The organism is Nocardia sp. NPDC005998 (assembly GCF_040614395.1).
Taxonomy (GTDB): Bacteria; Actinomycetota; Actinomycetes; order Mycobacteriales; family Mycobacteriaceae; genus Nocardia.
Genome location: NZ_JBEXUI010000002.1, coordinates 489425 through 511599 on the forward strand (window position 1 = coordinate 489425; position 22175 = coordinate 511599).

The 22175-nt window shown below is 67.2% G+C and carries 20 protein-coding genes; 15 read left to right on the forward strand and 5 right to left on the reverse strand.

The window, feature by feature from the left end; genetic code table 11:
* Window positions 1–209 precede the first annotated feature (209 nt).
* From ABZ293_RS05830 to ABZ293_RS05840, 3 genes are all read left to right on the forward strand, one after another.
* Window positions 210–1856, forward strand: coding sequence for a long-chain fatty acid--CoA ligase (locus ABZ293_RS05830; protein ID WP_355177635.1), 1647 nt, complete (start codon window positions 210–212; stop codon window positions 1854–1856).
* A 17-nt stretch (window positions 1857–1873) separates the two neighbouring features.
* Entirely contained in the window at window positions 1874–2203 is a 330-nt protein-coding gene (locus ABZ293_RS05835; RefSeq protein WP_355177637.1) for a hypothetical protein, read from the forward strand.
* Between the two features lie 216 nt (window positions 2204–2419).
* Window positions 2420–3355, forward strand: a complete 936-nt coding sequence (locus ABZ293_RS05840) for a hypothetical protein (protein WP_355177639.1) — start codon at window positions 2420–2422, stop codon at window positions 3353–3355.
* On the opposite strand, the gene yaaA is transcribed toward ABZ293_RS05840, so the two are convergent.
* Window positions 3352–4098 carry a peroxide stress protein YaaA gene (yaaA, locus tag ABZ293_RS05845; protein WP_355177883.1) on the reverse strand — a complete coding sequence of 249 codons (747 nt, stop codon included), beginning with the start codon at window positions 4096–4098 and terminating at the stop codon, window positions 3352–3354. The genes ABZ293_RS05840 and yaaA overlap by 4 nt on opposite strands.
* 442 nt (window positions 4099–4540) lie before the next feature.
* Here yaaA and ABZ293_RS05850 point away from each other — a divergent pair, with 442 nt between their 5' ends.
* Window positions 4541–6295 (forward strand): proline--tRNA ligase, encoded by a 1755-nt coding sequence (locus ABZ293_RS05850; protein WP_355177641.1) that lies wholly within the window; start codon window positions 4541–4543, stop codon window positions 6293–6295.
* A gap of 183 nt (window positions 6296–6478) precedes the next feature.
* A complete protein-coding gene (locus ABZ293_RS05855; RefSeq protein ID WP_355177643.1) occupies window positions 6479–8230 on the forward strand; it encodes an acyl-CoA dehydrogenase family protein in 1752 nt (583 codons plus the stop codon).
* A 144-nt stretch (window positions 8231–8374) separates the two neighbouring features.
* On the opposite strand, the gene ABZ293_RS05860 is transcribed toward ABZ293_RS05855, so the two are convergent.
* Both ABZ293_RS05860 and ABZ293_RS05865 read right to left on the reverse strand, forming a co-directional pair.
* A complete protein-coding gene (locus ABZ293_RS05860) occupies window positions 8375–8809 on the reverse strand; it encodes a ferritin-like domain-containing protein (RefSeq protein ID WP_355177645.1) in 435 nt (144 codons plus the stop codon).
* Between the two features lie 115 nt (window positions 8810–8924).
* Entirely contained in the window at window positions 8925–9545 is a 621-nt protein-coding gene (locus ABZ293_RS05865) for a hypothetical protein (RefSeq protein ID WP_355177647.1), read from the reverse strand.
* Between the two features lie 286 nt (window positions 9546–9831).
* On the opposite strand from ABZ293_RS05865, the gene rimP reads away from it, so the two are divergent.
* The 8 genes from rimP to ABZ293_RS05905 all read left to right on the forward strand — a co-directional run bounded on the left by rimP (window position 9832) and on the right by ABZ293_RS05905 (window position 18622).
* Window positions 9832–10494 carry a ribosome maturation factor RimP gene (gene rimP / locus ABZ293_RS05870; RefSeq protein ID WP_355177649.1) on the forward strand — a complete coding sequence of 221 codons (663 nt, stop codon included), beginning with the start codon at window positions 9832–9834 and terminating at the stop codon, window positions 10492–10494.
* A complete protein-coding gene (gene nusA / locus ABZ293_RS05875) occupies window positions 10491–11522 on the forward strand; it encodes a transcription termination factor NusA (RefSeq protein ID WP_355177651.1) in 1032 nt (343 codons plus the stop codon). The genes rimP and nusA overlap by 4 nt, the downstream gene beginning before the upstream one ends.
* Window positions 11523–11644: 122 nt before the next feature.
* Window positions 11645–11977, forward strand: a complete 333-nt coding sequence (locus ABZ293_RS05880) for a YlxR family protein (protein ID WP_355177652.1) — start codon at window positions 11645–11647, stop codon at window positions 11975–11977.
* Window positions 11978–12085: 108 nt separating this feature from the next.
* Window positions 12086–15148 (forward strand): translation initiation factor IF-2, encoded by a 3063-nt coding sequence (gene infB / locus ABZ293_RS05885; RefSeq protein ID WP_355177654.1) that lies wholly within the window; start codon window positions 12086–12088, stop codon window positions 15146–15148.
* A gap of 86 nt (window positions 15149–15234) precedes the next feature.
* On the forward strand, window positions 15235–15525 hold the full coding sequence (locus ABZ293_RS05890) for a DUF503 domain-containing protein (protein ID WP_040693064.1): 291 nt from the start codon (window positions 15235–15237) through the stop codon (window positions 15523–15525).
* 27 nt (window positions 15526–15552) lie between these two features.
* Window positions 15553–15996, forward strand: a complete 444-nt coding sequence (rbfA, locus tag ABZ293_RS05895) for a 30S ribosome-binding factor RbfA (RefSeq protein WP_354957838.1) — start codon at window positions 15553–15555, stop codon at window positions 15994–15996.
* Window positions 15997–16018: 22 nt separating this feature from the next.
* A complete protein-coding gene (locus ABZ293_RS05900; protein WP_355177885.1) occupies window positions 16019–17044 on the forward strand; it encodes a bifunctional oligoribonuclease/PAP phosphatase NrnA in 1026 nt (341 codons plus the stop codon).
* A gap of 132 nt (window positions 17045–17176) precedes the next feature.
* Window positions 17177–18622 carry an MATE family efflux transporter gene (locus ABZ293_RS05905; protein ID WP_355177656.1) on the forward strand — a complete coding sequence of 482 codons (1446 nt, stop codon included), beginning with the start codon at window positions 17177–17179 and terminating at the stop codon, window positions 18620–18622.
* Window positions 18623–18741: 119 nt separating this feature from the next.
* Here ABZ293_RS05905 and ABZ293_RS05910 read toward each other — a convergent pair whose 3' ends face one another.
* Window positions 18742–19218 carry a PPOX class F420-dependent oxidoreductase gene (locus ABZ293_RS05910; protein ID WP_355177658.1) on the reverse strand — a complete coding sequence of 159 codons (477 nt, stop codon included), beginning with the start codon at window positions 19216–19218 and terminating at the stop codon, window positions 18742–18744.
* Between the two features lie 64 nt (window positions 19219–19282).
* Between ABZ293_RS05910 and ABZ293_RS05915 the strand changes: the two genes are divergently transcribed.
* Entirely contained in the window at window positions 19283–19702 is a 420-nt protein-coding gene (locus ABZ293_RS05915) for a MerR family transcriptional regulator (RefSeq protein ID WP_355177660.1), read from the forward strand.
* Here the strand turns inward: ABZ293_RS05915 and ABZ293_RS05920 are convergent.
* Window positions 19699–20268, reverse strand: a complete 570-nt coding sequence (locus ABZ293_RS05920; RefSeq protein WP_355177662.1) for a nucleotide exchange factor GrpE — start codon at window positions 20266–20268, stop codon at window positions 19699–19701. The genes ABZ293_RS05915 and ABZ293_RS05920 overlap by 4 nt on opposite strands.
* A 104-nt stretch (window positions 20269–20372) precedes the next feature.
* Here ABZ293_RS05920 and ABZ293_RS05925 point away from each other — a divergent pair, with 104 nt between their 5' ends.
* On the forward strand, window positions 20373–22172 hold the full coding sequence (locus ABZ293_RS05925) for an Hsp70 family protein (RefSeq protein ID WP_355177664.1): 1800 nt from the start codon (window positions 20373–20375) through the stop codon (window positions 22170–22172).
* Window positions 22173–22175 lie beyond the last annotated feature (3 nt).

Below are 22175 nucleotides of genomic sequence, written 5' to 3' on the forward strand. Positions count from 1 at the left end.
CCGTGGAAACACAATTGTCATCGTCGCGCAGCCGGTGCGCAACAGCCATCTCCATTCGGAGACCTCCGAATTCATATCGCCGGTGGTAGCTATCCGAGGCATGCGAACGCGGGCACACTCGGTTTCAGTCGCTCCGCGTTACCCCTCGGTCACTGTGGACCGCGCGGGGCGGCGTCCTCGAAATCCACTGTGACCGTGAGAGATTGCCCATGCATAGCACGATGCAGGCAGTGCCGCTTCAGATTCGGCGACTGCTGGAGTACGCGAGTTCCGTGCACGGTGAGCGTGAACTGCTCACCGCGACGTCCGGCGGCATGCGCTCGGCCACCTACCGGGAGTTGGGCGGCAATGCCGCGCGGCTGGCCTGGGCGCTGCGCTCGCTCGGCGTGCGCGACTGTGACCGGGTAGCGACATTCATGTGGAACAACCAGGAGCACACCGAGGCCTACCTTGCGGTGCCGGGCATGGGCGCGGTACTGCATCCGCTGAATATCCGGCTCGGTACCGACCAGATCGTGTACACCGCCGATCATGCATGGGACCGGGTGGTGATCGTCGACGCGTCGCTGCTGCCGAAGTTCGCGCCGCTGGTGCCGCTGCTGCCGCGGGTCGAGCACATCGTAGTCAGCGGCGCAGCCGATCTGTCGATGCTGAGTGACGCGAATGTCATGGTGCACGACTACGACGCCTTGCTGGCCGCACGGTCCGCCGAGTATCCGTGGCCGGACATCGACGAGGACGACGCGGCCGCCATCTGCTACACCTCCGGCACCACCGGCGCGCCGAAAGGTGTTGTCTATAGTCATCGTTCGATCTATTTGCATGCGATGGCACTGGCGCTACCGGACGCATTCGGGTTGGCGCAAGCCGATCGGGTACTCGCGATCGTGCCGCAGTTCCACGTGCTGGCCTGGGGGCTGCCGTACGCGGCGATGCTGACCGGCGCGTCACTGGCTATGCCGGACCGGTTCCTGGCACCGGAACCGTTGGCTGCCTTCATCACTCGGACCGAACCCACGAAGGCAGCCGCGGTTCCGACCGTCTGGCAGTCGCTGCTCGACCACCTCGATGCCCACCCCGAGGTCGACATCTCGTCGCTGCGTGAGGGTTTGGTCGGTGGGTCGACCTGTCCGCCCGCCCTGATAGACGCGTATCGCAAGCGGCACAACGTGAATCTGATTCAGGCATGGGGCATGACCGAGACTTCGCCGCTCGGCGCGATCGCCCGCCCGCCGGTCGGCGCGCCCGACGACAGTCCACACCGGTACAGCCAGGGCCGATTCCCAGCACAGGTCGAGGCGCGACTCGTCGGGCCCGACGGTTCGGTGCTGCCGCACGATGGGCGTAACGAGGGCGAGGTGCAGGTGCGCGGGCCGTGGATCACCGGCGCCTACTATCGCCCCGGCGGTCACGGCGGATTCGACGAGGGCTGGCTGCGCACCGCCGATATCGGCGTCATCACCGCCGACGGGTACCTGACGATCACCGACCGCATCAAGGACGTGATCAAGTCCGGCGGGGAATGGATTTCGTCCGTGTCGCTCGAGAACACGCTGATGGAGCATCCGGGGGTCCGTGAGGCCGCGGTGATCGGAGTGGCCGATGAGCGCTGGGGCGAACGGCCGCTGGCATGTGTGGTGATCCGCGATTCGGATGAGTATTCGGTGCGTGACCTCCGTATCTTCCTGGCTGCCCGGGTACCGAAATGGCAACTGCCCGAACGGTGGACGGTGTTGGCAGAGATTCCGAAGACTTCCGTCGGCAAGTACGACAAGGCGACGCTGCGTCAGCGATATGCCATCGGCGAGTTACCCGTCGTGCGCGTGCCCGATACCGCTGCGGCAGAAGATATTTGATCGAAGGGGTGGTCGAGATGCCCACAACTGTGCGTCCGTTGATGTACGCACTTATTCGCACGGCCTTGGTCGCCGACGGAGTCGACCGGTGCGAGCAGCGGTTATACCGCTTCGCCAGGGAGAAGGGATTCGATCTGGCGGCGGTGTTCCGCGAAACGGGCGACGGTGGCGCCGTCGAGGAGCTGTACTGCGAGCTCCAGCGCTCCGAGGCACGTCACCTTCTCATCCCCACTATGGAACATCTCGCCGGTCTACCCTGCCCTCGGCGGACACTGCTGTGGCGATTGGCCAGACTGCGCGCCCAGGCGGTGGCCCTGCCCGATGCCGGGACCGAGTGTGCGTGGTGATCCGTCCGATCGCCGCAATGGTGGCGACGGTGCCGAAAGACACAGCCCGTCCACCATTGCCGGGCGGGTTACCACGATTACCGCGGGCGCTGTGCAGCCCCGGCCCGCACCGCCCTCGCCCAGCGCTAGCGAGCGGATTTATCCACAGCCCGCGAGTTGTCCACATTTCGCGGATTGGGGCTTTTGGCGGCATGGTCCGTTCGGGAGCATCGTGGTGTGGACTTACCGAAAACGATCTCCCGGCAGGCCGCGCTTCAGGCCGGCGTCGCCGGTCGTGAACTGCGCGGACGATCCTGGCACCGGATTTGTCGCGGGCACTATGTCAATACCGGTGATGTCGGCGAACTCAATGCCGCACAACGGCATTCGGTGCTGATCGGCGCGGTCGCCGCGGGCGCGAGTTCCGCCGCGGTTATCAGCCATGTCTCCGCGGCGGTCGCCCATGGGCTACCGGTGTGGTTCGTCCCGCTGACGCGAGTTCACCTGACCCGCAACCGAAGGACCGGGGCGCGGATCGGTCCCCGAGTCGTGGTGCATGCCGCGTCGACGGAACCGGACGAGATCGTGCGGATCGGTGACCTGCGGGTGACGACGGTGGCGCGCACGATCATCGATCTGGCCCGCACCGTGCCTTTCGAACAGGCAGTAGTAATAGGTGATGCTGCACTGCGTCTCGGCCGAACATCCCGTGCCGAACTCGCTGAGCAACTGATGCGGTCCGCCGGACGTCCCGGCTGTCCGGCGGCCCGTCGAGTCATCGAATTCCTGGACGGGCGGGCCGAGAGTCCGGGCGAATCCCGCAGTCGGGTTGCGCTGCACACCTGCGGTCTCCCGATGCCGGAACTGCAGCCCACGATCCTGGATGTGCGGGGAACCGCCGTGGCCAGAGTCGACTTCCTGTTCCCAACACTCGGTGTCGTCGGCGAATTCGATGAAATGGGCCAGCGCCGCAACAACATTCACCCATCAGCGGAATCGGTAGCCGAGAAGGTCCGCGACGACGCGCTGCGCGCCCTCGGGTGGATAGTGGTCCGCTGGTGCTGGCGCGACCTCGATAATTCGGAACCTTGGCTGACGCGCCTGACCCGAGCCGCCGACCTGGCCGGCCGCATCCGCCGAACCGGTTCCTGGCTCTCCGCCGAAAGCTTCTAGGTGGTGATGATGAGGAGTTCGGTGGGGGAGGCTATTTCGGTGCGCAGGCCGGATTTGGTGGCAATGCGGGCGACAGCGCGGATGTCGGTGGGGTCGGCGCGGGTGAGGGCGAGGGCGCGGGCGAGCAGGCCCTTGTGGTGTTTGTTGAAGTGGCTGACCACGGTTCGCGAGCCGTCGGGGTGTTCGGTGAGGACGTTGGCGGTGATGGCGTCGGGGACGCGGCCGAGCTGCTGGTAGGTGCCCGAACGCAGGTCGATGACGAGTTCGCCCGCGGCCTCGGCGTGCAAGGCGTCGGGTAGGACATCGCGCCAGATGGCGGAAAGGGTCGACAGGCCGGGGAGTTTGGCACCGCCGGAGAGGCGGTAGGCGGGGATGAGGTCGTCCGCGCGCACAGCGCCGAACAGTGCCGAGCCGATACCGAGGCGCGCATAGGCCTTGGCGCGTTGCACCTTGGTGAAGGAGCGGGCATCGAGAGCGTCATAGAGGACGCCGGTGTAGCGCTCCAGTGCGGGCCGGGTCGCGGAGCTGCGCAACGCCGCATTGCGAGCGATTTCGGTATCGGCCCCCTTGCCGAGGCCGAGTACCGCACGCGCGGCGTCCGGGTCGGCGGCCAGCTTGACGACCTCGTCGATGAGCCGATCGCGCACCACTGTGAGCTGGGGCATCGCCAGCGACTCCAGCTCTAGCGGTCCGCCGGTTCCACCGTCGGACTTGGTTTCGGAAGGGGGTAGCAGGACCAGCACGACCGGATACGGTACCGGCGCGCAGGCGAGTGCCAGCGAGCGAGCCATGAACTCAGTGCGTGTCGGTGTGCGGCGGGGTCGGGTGTCGGCGAGGCAGTGCCGTGAGTGAGTGCTGGCGAGCGTGCCATGTGCGTGCGTCGGTGTGCGGCGGGGTCGGGTGTTTGGCGAGGCGGAGCCGTGAGTGAGTGCTGGCGAGCGTGCCATGTGCGTGCGTCGGTGTGCGGCGGGTCGGGTGTTGGCGAGGCAGTGCCGTGAGTGAGTGTCGGCGAGTGTGCCACGTGTACAGCGCGCGTCGGTGTGCGGCGGAGTCGGGTGTCGGCGCGGCGGAGCCGTGAGCGGTCAGGGCTCGGAGCCGGTTGCCTGCGCAACGACGGACCCCGCTCACGCCGAAATGGGCCGATGCCTTGCAGACATCGCTCGGCCAGCGACTACCCTGTCGTCCGTGATCACCCGCCTCTCCCACCTGTTCCTGCGTACCCTGCGCGACGATCCCGCCGACGCCGAGGTGCCCAGTCACAAACTCCTCGTCCGTGCCGGATATGTGCGGCGCATCGCCCCGGGCGTGTACTCGTGGCTACCGCTGGGCCTGCGGGTGCTGCGGCGGGTCGAGCAGGTCGTGCGGGAGGAGATGAACGCCATCGGCGCACAGGAGATCTCGCTGCCCGCTCTGCTGCCGCGCGATCCGTACGAGACCACCAACCGGTGGACCGAATACGGCGACGGCCTGTTCCGGCTGCAGGACCGCAAGGGCGCCGACTATCTGCTCGGTCCCACCCACGAGGAGCTGTTCGCGCTCACCGTGAAGGGTGAATACAGCTCGTACAAGGATCTCCCGGTCACGCTGTACCAGATCCAGACGAAGTACCGCGATGAGGAGCGTCCCCGCGCTGGCATCCTGCGCGGGCGCGAATTCATCATGAAGGACTCCTACTCCTTCGACCTGGACGAGGACGGGCTCAAGGCCAGCTACAGCGCACACCGCGAGGCCTACCAGCGCATTTTCAACCGGCTCGAGGTCAAGTACGTCATTGTCGCGGCCACCTCGGGCGCGATGGGCGGCAGTGCGTCGGAGGAATTCCTCGCCGACAGTCCGGTCGGCGAGGACACCTACGTGGTGTGCCGGGAGTCCGGATACGCGGCGAATGTGGAAGCGGTGGTCACGCCCGCTGCCGAATCGAGGCCGATCGAGGGTCTGCCCGCCGCGGTCGTACACGACACCCCGAACACCCCGACCATCGCGACCTTGGTGGATTGGGCCAATGGCACGGGCATCGCAGACCGTCCGATCACCGCCGCCGACACCTTGAAGAACATCATGGTGAAGCTGCGCCATCCGGACGGTAAGACCGAACTGCTCGGCATCGGCGTTCCCGGCGACCGCGAGATCGACGACAAGCGCCTCGGCGCTTCGGTCGAACCCGCCGAGGTGGAACTGCTCACCGAGGCCGATTTCGCCGCCAACCCGTTCCTGGTGAAGGGCTATATCGGCCCGAAGGCGCTGCAGGCCAATGGTGTTCGCTACCTGGTCGATCCGCGCATCGGCACCGGCACCAGCTGGATCACCGGCGCCGACGAGCCCGGCAAACATGTCGTCGGCTTGGTCGCTGGCCGCGACTTCACCCCCGACGGCACCATCGAGGCCGCCGAGGTGCGCGATGGCGATCCCTCGCCTGACGGCCGTGGCGTCCTGGTATCGGCGCGCGGCATCGAGATCGGCCACATCTTCCAGCTCGGCAACAAGTACACCGACGCGTTCGAGGTGGACGTGCTCGGCGAGAACGGCAAGCCGGTGCGGCTCACCATGGGCTCCTACGGCGTCGGGGTCTCGCGCATGGTCGCGGTCATCGCCGAACAGCAGCACGATGAGAAGGGCCTGCGCTGGCCGCGCGAGGTCGCGCCGTTCGACGTGCACGCGGTCATCGCCAATAAGGACGACTCTTCGCGCGAGGGTGGCGAACAGGTCGCGGCGCTGTTGGATGCGGCCGGACTCGAGGTCGTGCTCGACGACCGCAAGGCCTCGCCCGGTGTGAAGTTCAAGGATTCCGAGCTGATCGGTGTTCCGCTGATCGTGGTCGTCGGTCGCGGCTGGGCCGAGGGCAAGGTCGAGATTCGCGATCGCTTCACCGGAGAGTCCATTGAGGTCCCCGCCGATGCGGTGGTCGAATCGGTGCTCGCGCAGGTACGCGGCGAACGATAGGTCCGCCTTCGGCGACCGATAGCGAAGCCCGGGCGACTGCGGCAATGCTGATGATGACAGCAGCCGGGGTCGTCCGGGCTTCTCATATCCGCCCTGACCTACGGTTCCGTAGGCACGATTCGTGGCCAGCGGTATTGCCGGACCCACTCCAGGCTGCTGTTACCCGCTGGTAAGTTAACACCCATGACGAGTACCGACGCGTTGTTGTTCAACCCCGCCACCTATGACCCGAAGCAGTTCGACGCCGAGACGCGGCGGCTGTTGAAGGCGACCATCGAGTGGTTCGAATCGCGGGGTAAGCGGCAGTTGCTGGCCGATGATGCCGATGCGGTGTGGGTGTCGGATTTCCTCGAGTTCGTCAAGAAGGAGAAGCTGTTCGCGACCTTCCTGACGCCCGCCGCCTACGCCGACGGCGATGAGAACCGGCGCTGGGACGGTGCGCGCAATGCAGCGCTGTCGGAGATCTTCGGGTTCTACGGGTTGGCGTACTGGTACGCCGAACAGGTCACCATCCTTGGCCTCGGCCCGATCTGGCAGAGCGATAACGAGGCCGCTAAGAAGCGCGCCGCCGCCGATCTCGTCGACGGTCAGGTGATGGCGTTCGGCCTGTCCGAGCGTGACCACGGTGCCGACATCTACAACACCGATCTGATCCTGACGCCGACCGAACCGGGCAGCGCGGACGCCGAAGCCGGAATTCTCTTCCGCGCCAACGGCGTCAAGTACTACATCGGCAATGGCAATGTCGCATCGATGGTGTCGGTGTTCTCCCGTCGCGCCGATATCGACGGCGCGGACGGCTATATCTGGTTCGCCGCCGACAGTCGCCAGGACAGCTATGAACTCATCGACAATGTCATCCACGGCCAGTTGTATGTGAGCACCTTCGCGCTGCACGACTACCCGGTGACCGCCGCCGATATCCTGTCCACCGGTCCCGAGGCCTTCTCCGCCGCGCTGAACACCGTGAACGTCGGCAAGTTCAACCTGTGCCACGGCAGCATCGGCATGGTCGAGCACTCGTTCTACGAGGCCATCACGCACTCCAACAACCGCATTCTCTACGGCCAGGCCGTCACCGAATTCCCGCATGTGCGAACGAATTTCGTGGATGCCTACGCGCGCATCGTCGCGATGAAGCTGTTCAGCGACCGCGCCGTCGACTACTTCCGCAGCGCCAGCCTCGAGGACCGGCGCTATCTGCTGTTCAACCCGATGACGAAGTCCAAGGTGACCTCCGAGGGCGAGACCGTCATGACGCTGCTGCTGGATGTGCTGGCCGCCAAGGGATTCGAGAAGAACACCTACTTCGCCCAGGTCGCCCGCTATATCGGCACGCTGCCCCGGCTGGAGGGCACGGTGCACGTCAATGTCGGCCAGATCCTGAAGTTCATGCCGAACTACTTGTTCAACCCGAAGGACTACCCGGAGATCGGCACCCGGCACGACGCGGCAGACGACGAGTTCTTCTTCCGGCAGGGCCCGGCTCGCGGCGCAGGCAAGGTGCAGTTCGCCGACTGGACCACGGTTTACGACAAGCACACCGATGTACCGAACGTCGCCCGCTTCTACGAGCAGGCCCAGGCCCTACGCACCCTGCTGACCACGGCCGCACCCGATGCCGGCCAGCAGCAGGACCTGGACTTCATGCTGACCATCGGCCACCTGTTCTCCCTGGTGGTCTACGGCCAGCTGATCCTGGAGCAGGCCGCGATCACCGGCCTGGACCGCGACATGCTCGACCAGATCTTCGACTTCCAGATCCGCGACTTCAACGGCTACGCCACCACCCTCTACGGCAAGCCTTCCGCCACCCCCGACCAACAGGCCTGGGCCGCCTCCTCCCTGCGTCCCCCGGTAACCGACCGCCCCCGCTTCGACCGCATCTGGACCCAGGTCGCCGCCTACGACGGCACCTACGAAATGCGCCCATAACCCCACATTCCCCGCCCAACTGCGGTAGGCCGCGCCTGGCTCGGTACAACGTGCCCGGCGCGGCCTACCGCGTCGGATGTGGTTGTCGAGTCTGCTTCGGCCTGCCGCGTCTGGCGAATTGGTGCGTGGCGCTGGGAGAGCGTGTCAGGCCTTGCCTGGGAAGGCGGTGGTGGGCGGGTTGGTGCCGAGGATTGACTGCCAGGTGGCCAGGCGGACGGCGCATTCGGTGAGGGCGTCGACGGCCATCCGGCGGATGGGGTCCGAGGTGCCGTTTTCGACGACCGAGCGCCAGGCGACGGCGGTGTCGGTTTCCACCGTGACGGCCAGATTCGCGGCTGGGATCGGGTCGTTCACCGGGAACGGTGTGGCATAGGCCGCGTCGGGCGGCGGTGCCGCTACTCCGGCCAACTGCAGCGCATCGATGGCGGTGTCGCGGCGGGCGCGATGGGCGGCGGTGTCCTGGGCGACCAACCGGGTTCGCTCGGCGGCGGCATAGGCCGCGATCACCCCATAGGCGTATACCGCCGAGTATTCGGCGCGCAATGCGTCGAGCAAGGCGTGGCGTTCGGCTTCGGTCATCTGCTCATCTCTGCCTGAGGAGGTGAGCCGTGCGCAACGCGGGCAGCAGCTCGGTGGGCGATGTCGGTCGGGGGCGCGTTCCCGGCTTCGGACAAGGCTTGGTCTTCGGCACGATTCACGCGAGCAAGACCCCCGCCTGGGCCGCGCATGCCGCACTGATGGAGGCCAATAGCCCTGCGCGGTAACCGGATTGGGTGCGGGCGAGATCGCCTGCGGACTGCTGCGATTTGGTGAGGCGCGTGCGCAGCTCGTCGATGCTCGCCGGCTGGGTGGGCGTTGTTTCGGTACCGGACGCCGCAGGGACGGCGGCGGATGGGGCGGGTTGGCGGGTGCGGTGCGCCGGGGTGGTCCCATCGCCGTAAACGCCGATGACGCGGTTGATTTCGGCGCGCAGCGCGTCGGCGTGTTCGGTGCGTTCGCTGGCGATCGCGGTCAGCGCGGCGTGCCGCTGTGGCGTCACGGCGATCGCCGCGGTCGCGGCCGCGGCGTCGGCACGGGCCAGAACCTCTTGTGCGGCAAGTGGATCGGGTTCGTACACCTTCTTGTCCGTACACCCGGCCACCGCGCCGACGGCTAGCGCGCCCACCGCACCGCCGCCTGCCAGCCGCAGCGCGGTCCGGCGGTCGACGATGTTCGGGCGACCGGCGCCAGCGTCGCTGTGCTGGACTCGGTCCCGGTCTTCGGGGATGCCGGAAGTGCACCCGGCGCGCGGCGGGGCGGGGAGGCGGATGGGCACGGCACCATCGTGCCAGATTCACGAGGCGCCACCGACCAAGCGGCCACCGCATCGCCGGCTGCGCATCTACCGCGCGGTCGGCCGCACGCCTACCGTCCGGTCGGCGCGGCACCCGCCGCGCCGTGTCGCAGGCGTGTGGCCAGGAAACTTGCTCGAGGCCGCTGGTCCATTACACTCTCGGAGCGCGTTACGCTAGATCTTCGGTAGAGAAATTTTTCCGCCAGCGACTGCCCACAGTTCGCTGGACAGATCAGCCGTCTGACAACTGAACCAGGAGCCGCCCCACATGCCCATGCCGACCGAGGAAAGGGTGAGCCAGCTTGTTGCTGGACTCGTCGAGCGCCGAGGATTCGACCTCGAGGGTGTCGAGATCTCGACGACGGGCACACATGTGGATGCGCGGGTTCGGGTACAGGTGATCGTGGACAGCGACGCGGCCTCCGATCTCGACTCGATCGCGAAACTGAGCGCCGAGCTGTCCGAGGTCCTCGACGAGGCGGGCGATTTCGGCGAAACCCCCTACCTGCTCGAGGTGACCAGCCCGGGCATCGACCGTCCGCTCACCGCCGACCGGCACTGGCGCCGCGCGCAGGGCCGCAAGGTGCGGATCAAACTCCGCGCTGGCGCGCCGTCACCGGATCCCAAGTCATCGGACAAGTTCGAGGCGAGGGTCGGCATTCTCACCGACGACACAGTGGCGTTGGTGCTCGGCGGCAAGAACAAGCCGCACCGGGTGCACGTTCCGGTGGCCGATATCGCCGAGGCCGTCGTCCAGGTGGAGTTCAACCCACCCGGCGCGCGCGAACTGGAACTCGCGGGCGGAGTCGCGCCCGGCCGTCCGCGGCCGGGACAAGAGGAAGCGGTGGACCTCGCCGCCGATGGAACAACCGATGCACCAACCGAATCATTAGACGCGTCCGATGCGCCGACCGAAGGGATCGTGGAATGAACATCGAAATCGAAGCCCTGCGCGCGATTGTCGCCGATAAAGGGATCTCGATCGAGACCGTGATCTCCGCGATCGAGTCGGCACTGCTCACGGCCTACCGCCACACCGAGGGCCACCAGCCCAACGCGCGCATCGATATCAATCAGAAGACCGGCGTGGTCCGGGTGATGGCCCGCGAACTCGACATCGACGGCAATGTGATCTCCGAATGGGACGACACCCCAGAGGGTTTCGGTCGAATCGCGGCGACCACCGCGCGCCAGGTGGTGCTGCAGCGGCTGCGTGATGCCGAGAACGAGAAGTCCTTCGGCGAGTTCTCCACTCACGAGGGCGACATCGTCGGCGGTGTGGTGCAGCGCGATGCCCGCGCCAATGCCCGCGGCACCGTGGTGGTGCGCATCGGCAGCGAACTGCACGGCACCGAGGGGCTGATCCCGCCCGCCGAGCAGGTGCCGGGGGAGAGCTACGAGCACGGCGACCGGATCAAGTGCTACGTCGTCGGCGTATCCCGTGGTCCGCGCGGTCCGCAGATCACCCTCTCGCGCACCCACCCGAATCTGGTGCGCCGCCTGTTCGCACTCGAGGTGCCCGAGATCGCCGACGGCTCGGTGGAGATCGTCGCCGTCGCCCGCGAGGCCGGGCACCGCTCCAAGATCGCCGTGCGCACCACCGTGCCCGGTGTCAACGCCAAGGGTGCCTGTATCGGCCCGATGGGGCAGCGCGTGCGCAATGTGATGAGCGAACTGGCCGGGGAGAAGATCGACATCATCGATTACGCCGATGATCCGGCGACCTTCGTCGGCAATGCGCTTTCGCCCTCGAAAGTGGTCTCGGTCACCATCGTCGATCCGGAGGCGCGTGCGGCCCGGGTGGTCGTGCCCGACTTCCAGCTCTCGCTCGCCATCGGCAAGGAAGGGCAGAACGCCAGGTTGGCGGCTCGCCTGACCGGCTGGCGGATCGATATCCGCAGCGATGCCGCACCGGATACGGGCAGCGGCAGCGTGCGGACGGAGGCGCATCGCAGTTGACCGATTCCCGCCAATCGGGCCCATCGGATGACATGTTCGTAACTTCGAAAGGGACGGGGTTCGGTGTTCCGAGCGGGACAGCGGTAGAGTGGTGTCAGGTTCAGCGCGAGCCTTCGGTTCCAATGTTCGAACGCACCACCGAGCAAGTCCCGGCGCACCGACGTCGAGCAGCTCCGGTGCGGACGTGTATCGGATGCCGAAAGCGCGAGCTGGCCGTCGATCTGTTGCGGATCGTGGCGCAGGACTGTGAGACCGGTGACGGTTCCGAGGTTGTTGCGATAGTTCCCGATCCGCAGCGCAGACTTCCCGGACGGGGTGCCTGGCTGCACCCCGTTTCGGTTTGTTTGCGCACCGCAGAACGACGCCGAGCATTCGGCAGAGCACTACGAGTGTCCGGAAATCTGGATATCTCAGCCCTGGAGAAGTACCTCGAGAACAGGCACGAGCACTCATGAGCACACCGTGAAGCACCAACGATGAACGTCCATCGGAGATAACCCGAGGTCGTGCGGGCCCGCCATCCCTAGGCGGAGGCACTGCTCGACCTCTCAGTGAGGAGAGCAGTGGCAGGCAAGGCCCGCGTGCACGAGTTGGCCAAAGAACTCGGTGTCACGAGCAAAGAACTACTCGCAAGGCTCAAGGAGCAGGGCGAGTTCGTGAAGTCGGCGTCCTCGACGGTGGAAGCACCCGTCGCACGTCGGCTGCGCGAGTCGGTGGCAGGCAAGTCCGCCCCGGCGAACGGCGCTGCGAAGTCCGGGGCGCGCTCCGGTTCCGCACCGTCGAGCACTCCGGCCGCGAAGCCCGCCGCAGGCGGTCCGCGTCCCGGTCCACGTACCCCTGCGCCTACGCAGGCGGCGACCCCGGCGGCTCCGGCCGCCCGTGAGACGGCGGCTCCGGCTGCCCGTCCGTCCGATGCGGTCCGGCCCGGCCCGGCCGTGCGTCCCGGTCCGGCGGCCAAGCCCGCCCCGCGGGACACCACCCCGGTCCAGGAGACGCCGGCGGCTCCGGCCGCGAAGGCCGCTCCGTCGCCGAGCGCTCCGGCTCAGGGCGGACCCCGCCCGACGCCGGGTGGCGCACGTCCCGGTCAGCAGCGTCCGGGTGCACCCGCGCAGGGTGGTCCGCGTCCTGGTGGTCCGGCCGCGGCCGGACCGAAGCCGGGTCCGAAGGCCCCGCGCGTCGGCAACAATCCCTTCTCCTCCGCGCCCGATCGTGAGCGTCCCGCGCCGCGGCCGGCCCCCGGTCAGGGTGGACCCCGTCCGGGTCCCGGCCAGGGCCCGCGTCCCGGTCCCGGCCAGGGGCCGCGTCCGGGTCCGGCCCAGGGCGGTCCCGGTCCCCGTCCGGGTGGCGCCCAGGGCGAGCGGCGTCCGGGTCCCGGCCAAGGTGGTCCGCGTCCCGGTGGTCCGCGGCCGAGCCCCGGCTCGATGCCGCCGCGCCCGAATCCCGGTGCCATGCCCGCACGTTCGGCCCGTCCGGGTCCGGGCGGCGGCGCAGGTGCGGGCCGTCCGGGTCGTCCCGGTGGCGGTCCGGGTGGTGGCGGCGGTCGTCCCGGTGGTGGCGGCGGCGGTGGCGGTGGCTACCGCGGTGGCCAGGGCGGCGGCGGCACGGGTGCCCCCGGTGCCGGTGCGGGTGCTCCGGCGGCCGGTGGTTTCCGTGGTCGTCCCGGTGGCGGTGGTGGCGGTCGTCCGGGTGGTCCCGGTGGCCGTGGCGGTGCGGCCGGTGCGTTCGGCCGTCCCGGTGGCGCGCCTCGTCGTGGCCGCAAGTCGAAGCGGGCGAAGCGCGCCGAGTACGAAAGCATGCAAGCGCCCGCGGTCGGCGGCGTTCGCCTGCCACGCGGCAACGGCGAGATCATCCGTCTCGCCCGTGGCGCGTCGCTCTCGGATTTCGCGGAGAAGATCGATGCGAACCCGGCTGCCTTGGTGCAGGCCCTGTTCAACCTCGGTGAGATGGTCACCGCGACCCAGTCGGTGAACGACGAGACCCTCGAGCTGCTCGGCAGCGAGATGAACTACGTCGTGCACGTGGTCAGCCCCGAGGATGAGGACCGCGAGCTGCTGGAATCGTTCGATCTGACCTACGGTGAGGACGAGGGCGGCGAGGAAGACCTCGAACAGCGTCCGCCGGTGGTGACCGTCATGGGTCACGTCGACCACGGTAAGACCCGACTGCTCGACACGATCCGCAAGGCCAACGTCCGTGAGGGCGAGGCCGGTGGCATCACCCAGCACATCGGTGCCTACCAGGTGCTCACCCACCTCGGCGACAGCGACCGGCTCATCACCTTCATCGACACCCCGGGTCACGAGGCGTTCACCGCCATGCGTGCCCGTGGTGCGAAGGCCACCGATATCGCGATCCTGGTGGTCGCCGCCGACGACGGCGTCATGCCGCAGACGGTGGAGGCGATCAACCACGCGCAGGCGGCCGATGTGCCGATCGTGGTGGCGGTCAACAAGATCGACAAGGAAGGCGCGAACCCGGACAAGATCCGGCAGCAGCTGACCGAATACAACCTGGTTGCCGAGGAATACGGTGGCGACACCATGTTCGTCGACATCTCCGCCAAGCAGGGCACCAATATCGAGCAGCTGCTCGAGGCGGTGCTGCTGACCGCGGACGCGGCGCTGGATCTGCGGGCCAACCCGGATATGGACGCCCAGGGTGTCGCCATCGAGGCGCACCTCGACCGTGGCCGTGGCCCGGTGGCGACCGTACTTATCCAGCGCGGCACGCTGCGCGTCGGCGACTCGATTGTGGCGGGCGACGCTTACGGTCGCGTCCGCCGCATGGTCGACGAGCACGGCGACGATGTCGCCGCAGCGCTGCCGTCGCGGCCGGTTCAGGTCATCGGCTTCACGTCGGTGCCCGGCGCCGGTGACAACCTGCTCGTCGTCGACGAGGACCGGATCGCTCGCCAGATCGCCGACCGCCGCAATGCGCGCAAGCGCAACGCACTGGCCGCGCGCAGCCGCAAGCGGATCAGCCTGGAAGATCTGGATGCCGCGCTGAAGGAGACTTCGGAGCTCAACCTGATCCTCAAGGGCGATAACTCCGGTACCGTCGAGGCCCTCGAGGAGGCGCTGCTCGGCATCCAGATCGACGACGAGGTGCGCCTGAGGGTCATCGACCGCGGTGTCGGTGGCGTCACCGAGACCAACGTCAACCTGGCGTCGGCATCGAACGCGATCATCATCGGGTTCAATGTCCGGGCCGAGGGCAAGGCGACCGAGCTGGCCAACCGCGAAGGCGTGGACATTCGGTACTACTCGGTGATCTACCAGGCCATCGACGAGATCGAGAAGGCCCTCAAGGGCATGCTCAAGCCGATCTACGAAGAGGTCGAGCTGGGCCGGGCGGAGATCCGCGCGATCTTCCGTTCGTCGAAGGTCGGCAATATCGCTGGCTGCATGGTCACCTCGGGTTCGGTCAAGCGCAATGCCAAGGCGCGCTTGCTCCGTGACAACGTGGTGGTCGCCGAGACGGTCACGATCTCCACCTTGAGGCGGGAAAAGGATGACGTCACCGAGGTCCGCGAGGGCTTCGAATGCGGTATGACGTTGACCTACAACGACATCAAGGAAGGCGATGTGATCGAGGCCTACGAACTGCGCGAGAAGCCGCGCGACTGATCGTGTGCCGGTGGTCCGGCACGGTATCGATGCCGTGCCGGACCACCGAGACGATCATTTCGTAGGTACCGATACAGGAGGCTTGGGTGTACCTGGGTGCACTGGAGTTCGACATCCTGCTCGGAGATGTGCACTCGCTGAAACAGAAGCGTTCGGTGATCCGGCCCGTGCTGGCCGAATTGCAGCGCTTCGGTGTGAGTGCCGCTGAGGGTGGGGAACAAGACCGCCATCGTCGCTCATTGCTGGGGGTTGCCATGGTCAGTTCCGGTATGGACCATCTGACCGAGGTGCTCGACAAATGTGAACGACACGTCGCGGCACGTCCGGAGTTAGAGTTGCTGGCAGTGCGCCGCAGGATCTTCGGACCCGAGGACTGACGAGTTAGTAGTGAGGAGGGTTCAGCCATGGTGGATCAAGCCAGGGCACGCCGACTCGCCAAGCGGATTTCCGCGATCGTGGCGACCGCGATCGAATACGAGGTGAAGGATCCGCGTCTGAATTTCGTGACCGTGACCGATGCGAAGGTCACCGGCGATCTGCGCGAGGCGACGGTGTACTACACGGTAATGGGCGAAACCCTCGACGTGGAACCGGATTACGCGGCTGCGGCCGCGGGCCTGGAGAAGGCGAAGGGTGTGCTGCGCTCCAAGGTGGGTGCTGGCACCGGTGTGAAATTCACCCCGACGTTGGCGTTCGTGCTCGACAAGGTGCCCGACGCCGCGCGGGATATGGAGGAGCTGCTGGCCAGGGCGCGGGCCGCCGATGACGCGGTCGCGAAGGTGGCGGCCACCGCCACCCATGCCGGTGCCGCCGACCCGTACAAGGTCGAACGCGAATCCGACGAGTGACGTGCGGTAGGCGATGACGACGATGCCTGCCGACCCGGGTACCAGGGGGGTCGATCTCGATGCGGCGGTCCAGCTCGGACCGGCCGTTGCCGCACTGAACGCGGCCCGTTCGGTCACCATCCTGTGTCATGTGCAGCCCGATGCCGACACCATCGGCAGCGGGCTGGCCTTGGCATTGGTGCTGCACCGTCGGGGCATTCCGGTCTGGGTGTCGTTCGCCGAACCCGCCGAGCTGCCCGCCACGATGCGGACATTGCCCGGTGTGCGGCACCTGGTGCCGCCCGGCGACGTACCGGCGGAGGTGGATCTGCTCGTCACCGTGGACTGCGGTAGTGCCGGTCGGCTCGGCGCGCTCGCCGATCGATTGGCCGGAGCCCGAACGACTTTGGTGCTCGATCATCACCGCTCCAATACCCGGTTCGGGACGATCAATGTGATCGACGCGGGCGCGGAGTCGACGACGAGTCTGATCGCCCGGCTGCTCGATGCCTGGCAGGTGCCGATCGATTCCGAAGTGGCACATTGCCTTTACGCCGGACTGGTCACCGATACCGGATCGTTCCGCTGGGTCCGGCCCGGCACCCATCAGCTGGCCGAACGGTTGCTGGCCACCGGCATCGACGGCGCCGAAATCACCCGGTCACTGATGGATACGCATCCGTTCGGCTGGTTGCCGATGCTGTCGCGGGTGCTCGGTACGGCGCGGTTGGAGCCGCAGGCGGGTGGCGGTACCGGGTTGGTGTATGCCTTTGTACGCCGCGAGGATGTCGATGGGGTGCGCTCGGAAGAGGTGGAGAGTGTGGTCGATATCGTCCGCACCACTGCCGAAGCCGGGGTCGCCGCGGTGTTCAAACAATCTCGCACCGTCGCCGATCGGTGGACCGTCTCGCTGCGTTCGCGCGATAGTGCGCCCGGTGCGCAGGACGGCGTCGATGTCGCCACGGTCGCAACGTCTTTGGGCGGTGGTGGGCATCGGTTCGCCGCCGGCTACACCACGACCGGCACATCGGAGTCGGTAGTCGCGGCTCTACTGGCCGAACTCGGGTGAGCACGGCGGCCGTCGACTGTCCGGTCGAGCAGGGGCACGACACATCGGTGCTGTCCGGGCGCACGGTCGCCGAGTTCTCGCTTCGGAGTGGATGGCGATCTTGGGATCTTGCGGGGTCGGAACGGTGCATTGATGGGTGAGATACGAGCCGATTCCTCGCCCGGAGCAGCGGGGGATGGCCTCGATTCGGTGGCGGATCGGATACCGGAGTCCGCGGCTGCCCCGGAGGTCACTGGGGATGTGCCGAATTCGGTTGGTGGGGTGGACCCTCGACGGATTATCGGGCTTGCGCTGCCGACTTTGGGCGTGCTGGTGGCCGAACCCATCTATCTGCTGTTCGACCTGGCGGTGGTGGGGCGGCTCGGGGCATTGGCCTTGGCTGGTCTCGCGGTTGGCGGATTGATTCTGGCGCAGGTCAGTTCGCAGCTGACGTTTCTGTCGTATGGGACCACGGCGCGGGCGGCACGGCGGCATGGGGCCGGTGATGAGCGCGGTGCGATAGGGGAGGGGGTACAGGCGACTTGGGTCGCCATCTTCGCCGGGACGCTGATTCTTGTTGTGGGACAGGCGGTTGCGGTTCCACTGACGAATGTGATCGCGGGTGGTGGGGATATCGCCGGGGCAGCGCTGGTCTGGGTGCGGATCGCGTTGTTCGGTGTGCCGTTGATTTTGATTGCGATGGCGGGCAATGGCTGGCTGCGCGGGGTGCAGGAGACGCGCAGGCCGCTGCTGTTCGTTATTGCCGGACTGCTGGTTTCGGGGATGCTGTGCCCGATGCTGGTGCACGGATTGCTGGGTGCACCGCGATTGGAGTTGGCGGGTTCGGCGGTCGCGAACGTCGCCGGCCAGGCCGTGACGGCCGGGTTGTTCCTGAGTGCGCTGGTACGCGAACCTGTTTCGCTGGCGCCGCACTGGTCGGTGATGCAGGCTCAGCTCGTGCTCGGTCGTGACCTGATCGCCCGCAGCCTCGCCTTCCAGGCGAGCTTCGTCTCCGCGGCGGCGGTCGCCGCCCGATTCGGTGCGGCATCGGTGGCCGCGCATCAACTGGTCCTGCAGCTCTGGAATTTCCTTGCCCTGACCCTGGATTCGCTCGCGATCGCCGCCCAAACCCTGGTCGGCGCGGCGCTCGGCGCGGGCGACGCATCCGGCGCGCGCGGACTGGCGCGGCGCATTACCCGCTGGTCGGGCGCATTCGCGCTGGTGCTGGCGGCGGTTTTCGCGGCGGGCGCCAGCGTGATCCCGAAGCTGTTCACTGACGACCCCGCCGTTCTGGACCGCACCCATATCGCCTGGTGGTTCTTCGTCGCCATTATCCCGATCGCGGGCATTGTCTTCGCCCTCGATGGCGTCCTGCTCGGCGCGGGCGACGCCGCCTATCTCCGCAACACCACGCTCGGAGCCGCCCTGTTCGGATTCCTGCCCGCCATCTGGCTTGCCCTGATCTTCGATTGGGGCATCGCCGGAATCTGGACCGGGTTGGTCGCATTCATGGTGCTGCGTCTGATCGCGGTCGTCTGGCGCGCCGAATCCGGTCGCTGGGCCAGGGTGGGCACCGAGATTCCGCGTCAGGTCATCTGACGCGGTCGGCCGCGTGTCGGTTCGATGACGCCGGGATGGTGCTGGCCGCCACTGCGAACGTGGATTGTTCGTGGGATCGAATGCGTCGTTGGGGAGCGAACAGTGGCCGCTCGGTTCGGCTACGGGATGCGGTCCAGGTCGACCCGCACCATGGCGCTGTCCGGCCACAGCGTCTTCGACCTGGCTCTGCGGAGCCTTTCCCGCAGGCCGAGTTCGCGATGGACATTGACCACACCGGGCACTTTGATGAGTGGGACGATATTCCACTGCCAGCCGTACCGCTGGTGCAGCGCACGATTCGCGGCTTCAGCGGTCTCGCCGTCGAGAATCGTGGCTCGCCCGGTGACCGCGCGGGCACCGTCGGCGACCCGGCCGCGGTAGTCGCAGGGGCGCAGTTCGACCTGTGGGCTGGCGGCCAATCGACGAGTCTTGGGACCGAATTTGGTTCGGAAGGTCAGGGCGTCGCCATCGATCCGAAACCAGATCGGCGTATCGACCGCGGTGCCGTCGCGGCGGTAGCTGCGCAACAGCGCATAGTGCGCGCCGGTCAGCGAATCGAGTGCCGATGTGGGGTACGAGGAGGTATGAGCTGTCATGCCGGAATTCAACGACTTAGAGTCGACTTGAAGTCAAGTGCGTACTCGCCGCAGGATCGATACCGTGAGATCACAGCTGCCCATCGGTGAGATCGCTCGGCGTTCCGGTACCGCGGCCACCACGCTGCGCTACTACGAAGAGTTGGGTCTGCTCCGGCCGCCGACCCGGCTCGGCGGTCGGCGCATGTACGACGAATCGGTGCTGACCAGGCTCAAGGCGATCGATCTGTGCAAGATATCCGGATTCACCCTCGATGAGATCAAGGTGCTGCTGGCCGATGAAACACCGGGCCGGCCGGCAACGCGGGCATTGGCCGCGGCGAAACTGGCCGATATCGATGCCCGCATCGCCGCGCTCACCCAGGCCCGAGCGATCGTCGAATGGGGCCTGCGGTGTACCTGTCCCACCATTGAAACCTGTACCTGCGATATCCACCCGATGCTCGACGCCGGAGCCAGCGGGCGACAGACGCTCGAGCCCTAGGGCGCGGACGCCGGGGCCCGGTAGCGGCGGACCACCACACCCGCTGGACGGACGGATCGACCGGAGACGATCAGACCCGTCCGGATGACCGAATCCACGGTGCGGTCCAACTCCGGATCGTCGGTCTTCGTGGTGTCCGCGGCCTCCATGGTGAGTGCGTCGAAGGCGTCGTCCGCGCGGGGCGTGACCAGACTGCCGCCCCGGCCGATGATGAGTCGTTCGATTCGGGTGGTGATGGCCGCGAAAGCGTCTCGCTCACGGACCGATTCGGCCGTCGTCGCACAGGCCGCGGCATCGCCGTGCAGGGCGAAAAGTTCGACTATGAGGGGGAGATCGGCACCGGCGCGGCCCTGTTCGGCGCGCGCCCTTGCGGCATCGGTGAGACGTTCGATGGTCGCGGCTTGGCGGGCGATCACGCGGCCCAGGTCTTCGATTCGTTCACCGAGCCGTGCTTGGGATTCGACCAAGTGCGCGATGGTGTGCGCCGCGCCGTCGGGCACCAGCTCGGCCGAGCGTGCTTCGGACTGCGCGGAAGCATCGGTCCGCTGGGCCGCTGATTCGGTCATGATCGCACCATAACCCGAGCTCGAGCCGATTGGATTGGGCGTCAGCCGGATTCGCGGATCGACCGATGGTCGGGTGTCGGATTCGGCTGCTACCATCGCGTCTCATGGGGGTCTACGGGATCGACCTGGGCACAACGAACTCAGCAATCGCGCGGATCGACGCCGACGGTCGACCTGAAGTAATGATCGGTTTGAACGGTGAGGCGACCGTGCCGTCGGTTGTCCTGTTCGCCTCCGCATTCGACCATCTGGTCGGCGAGGGTGCGCGCCGGCAGGCCCGTCTCGATCCGGAGCATGTGTGCGCGCTGGTGAAACGGCGGATGGGCGATACCGATTGGCGTTTTGCCGCGCATGGGCAGACCTGGTCGGCACCCGCGGTTTCGGCGCTCATCTTGAAAAGCCTTGCCTCGGATGCGGAATTCGGTGGCGGCGAGCCGGTGAAACGTGTGGTCATCACGGTTCCCGCCTATTTCGGTGACGAGGAGCGGCGCGCGACCATCCAGGCGGGCACCTATGCGGGCTTCGATGTCGCCGGTGTACTGTCCGAACCGATCGCCGCCGCGCTCTCGTACGGTTTCGGCAGACTCGACGGTAGCCATGCGGTGCGAGCGACGGGTCCGGAGGCGGGAGCAGAGTCGGCCGCAGGCCGCCCGTTGCGGGTGGCGGGCGACGGGCAGGCCGACGTAGGGCCCGGGGAGTACCGCGAATCCGATATCGACGTCGGCAAGCAGGGGGCGCGGGAGACGGTACTGGTCTACGACCTGGGCGGCGGTACATTCGACGCCACCGTTATCGAGTTGGCCGACCGTCGCATTTCGGTGCTCGCGGTCGAGGGTGATCACCAACTCGGCGGTGCGGACTGGGACGAGCGCATCGCGCTGTACCTGTCGCAGAAGTTCTGCGAAGCGAATCCGGATGCCGAAGACCCACTGGACGATTCGGCGGGCTCGCAGATGCTGGTGCTCGCCGCCGAGCGGGCCAAACGCGAGCTGACCGACGCCGACCGCACCGATGTGGTCATCGTGCACGATGGCGCCCGAGCCGTGATTCCATTGACGCGCGATGAAGTCGATGCGATGACGTCGTCGCTGATGCGCCGTACCATCGACCTCACCCGCGCCTGCCTGGCCGCGGCGAGTAAGCGCGGCGTCGCATCCGTCGATCGATTGCTGCTCGTCGGCGGCTCGTCACGCATGCCGATGGTGGCGCGCGAACTGCACAGGGAACTCGGCCTCGCGGGCGAACTGCGCGACCCCGACCTTTCGGTGGCGCGCGGTGCGGCGCTCTATGGCGAAAAGCTCGAGATGGAACGCCTGATCCTCGCCGATCTCACCACGCGCGGCCGACTGCGCGACGGCGCGGATATCCACGATGCTGCACCCGCCGATCTGGACCAGTCGATCGCACGCGTCGCCGCATCCTTCGGCCAGCCGGTCGCTACGGTGCGCCGGATGCTCGAGATCCAGGTCGATACCGTCGTTTCGCGGGGCTTCGGCGTGCTCGCGCTCGACTATCAGTACGGGCTGGCGGCGACCTGGCTGGTGCAGCGCAACGCGACCCTGCCGGTGAAGGTGCGCCGTTCGTTCGGCACCGTGCGCGCAGACCAGGACGAGATCGCGCTGACCATCGTCGAACAGCAGGGCCAAGCGGCATCGCTGCGGCCAGAGGATACGAAGGTGCTGGTGGAGGGCCGCATTCGCGGCATTCCCGCCGGCTATCCCGAGGGCAGCGAGGTGCGGGTGACCTTCGAGATGGGGTTCGACGGCGTCCTGCACGTCACCTGCCATCACGTCGACGCCGATATCCCGCTGACGCTGACCGCGCAGACCGGCGCGACCCTGTCCCAAGCGGATGTGGCACGCGAACTGGATCAGGTCCAGCGCACCCGCCGTCGCGATAGCTGAGCC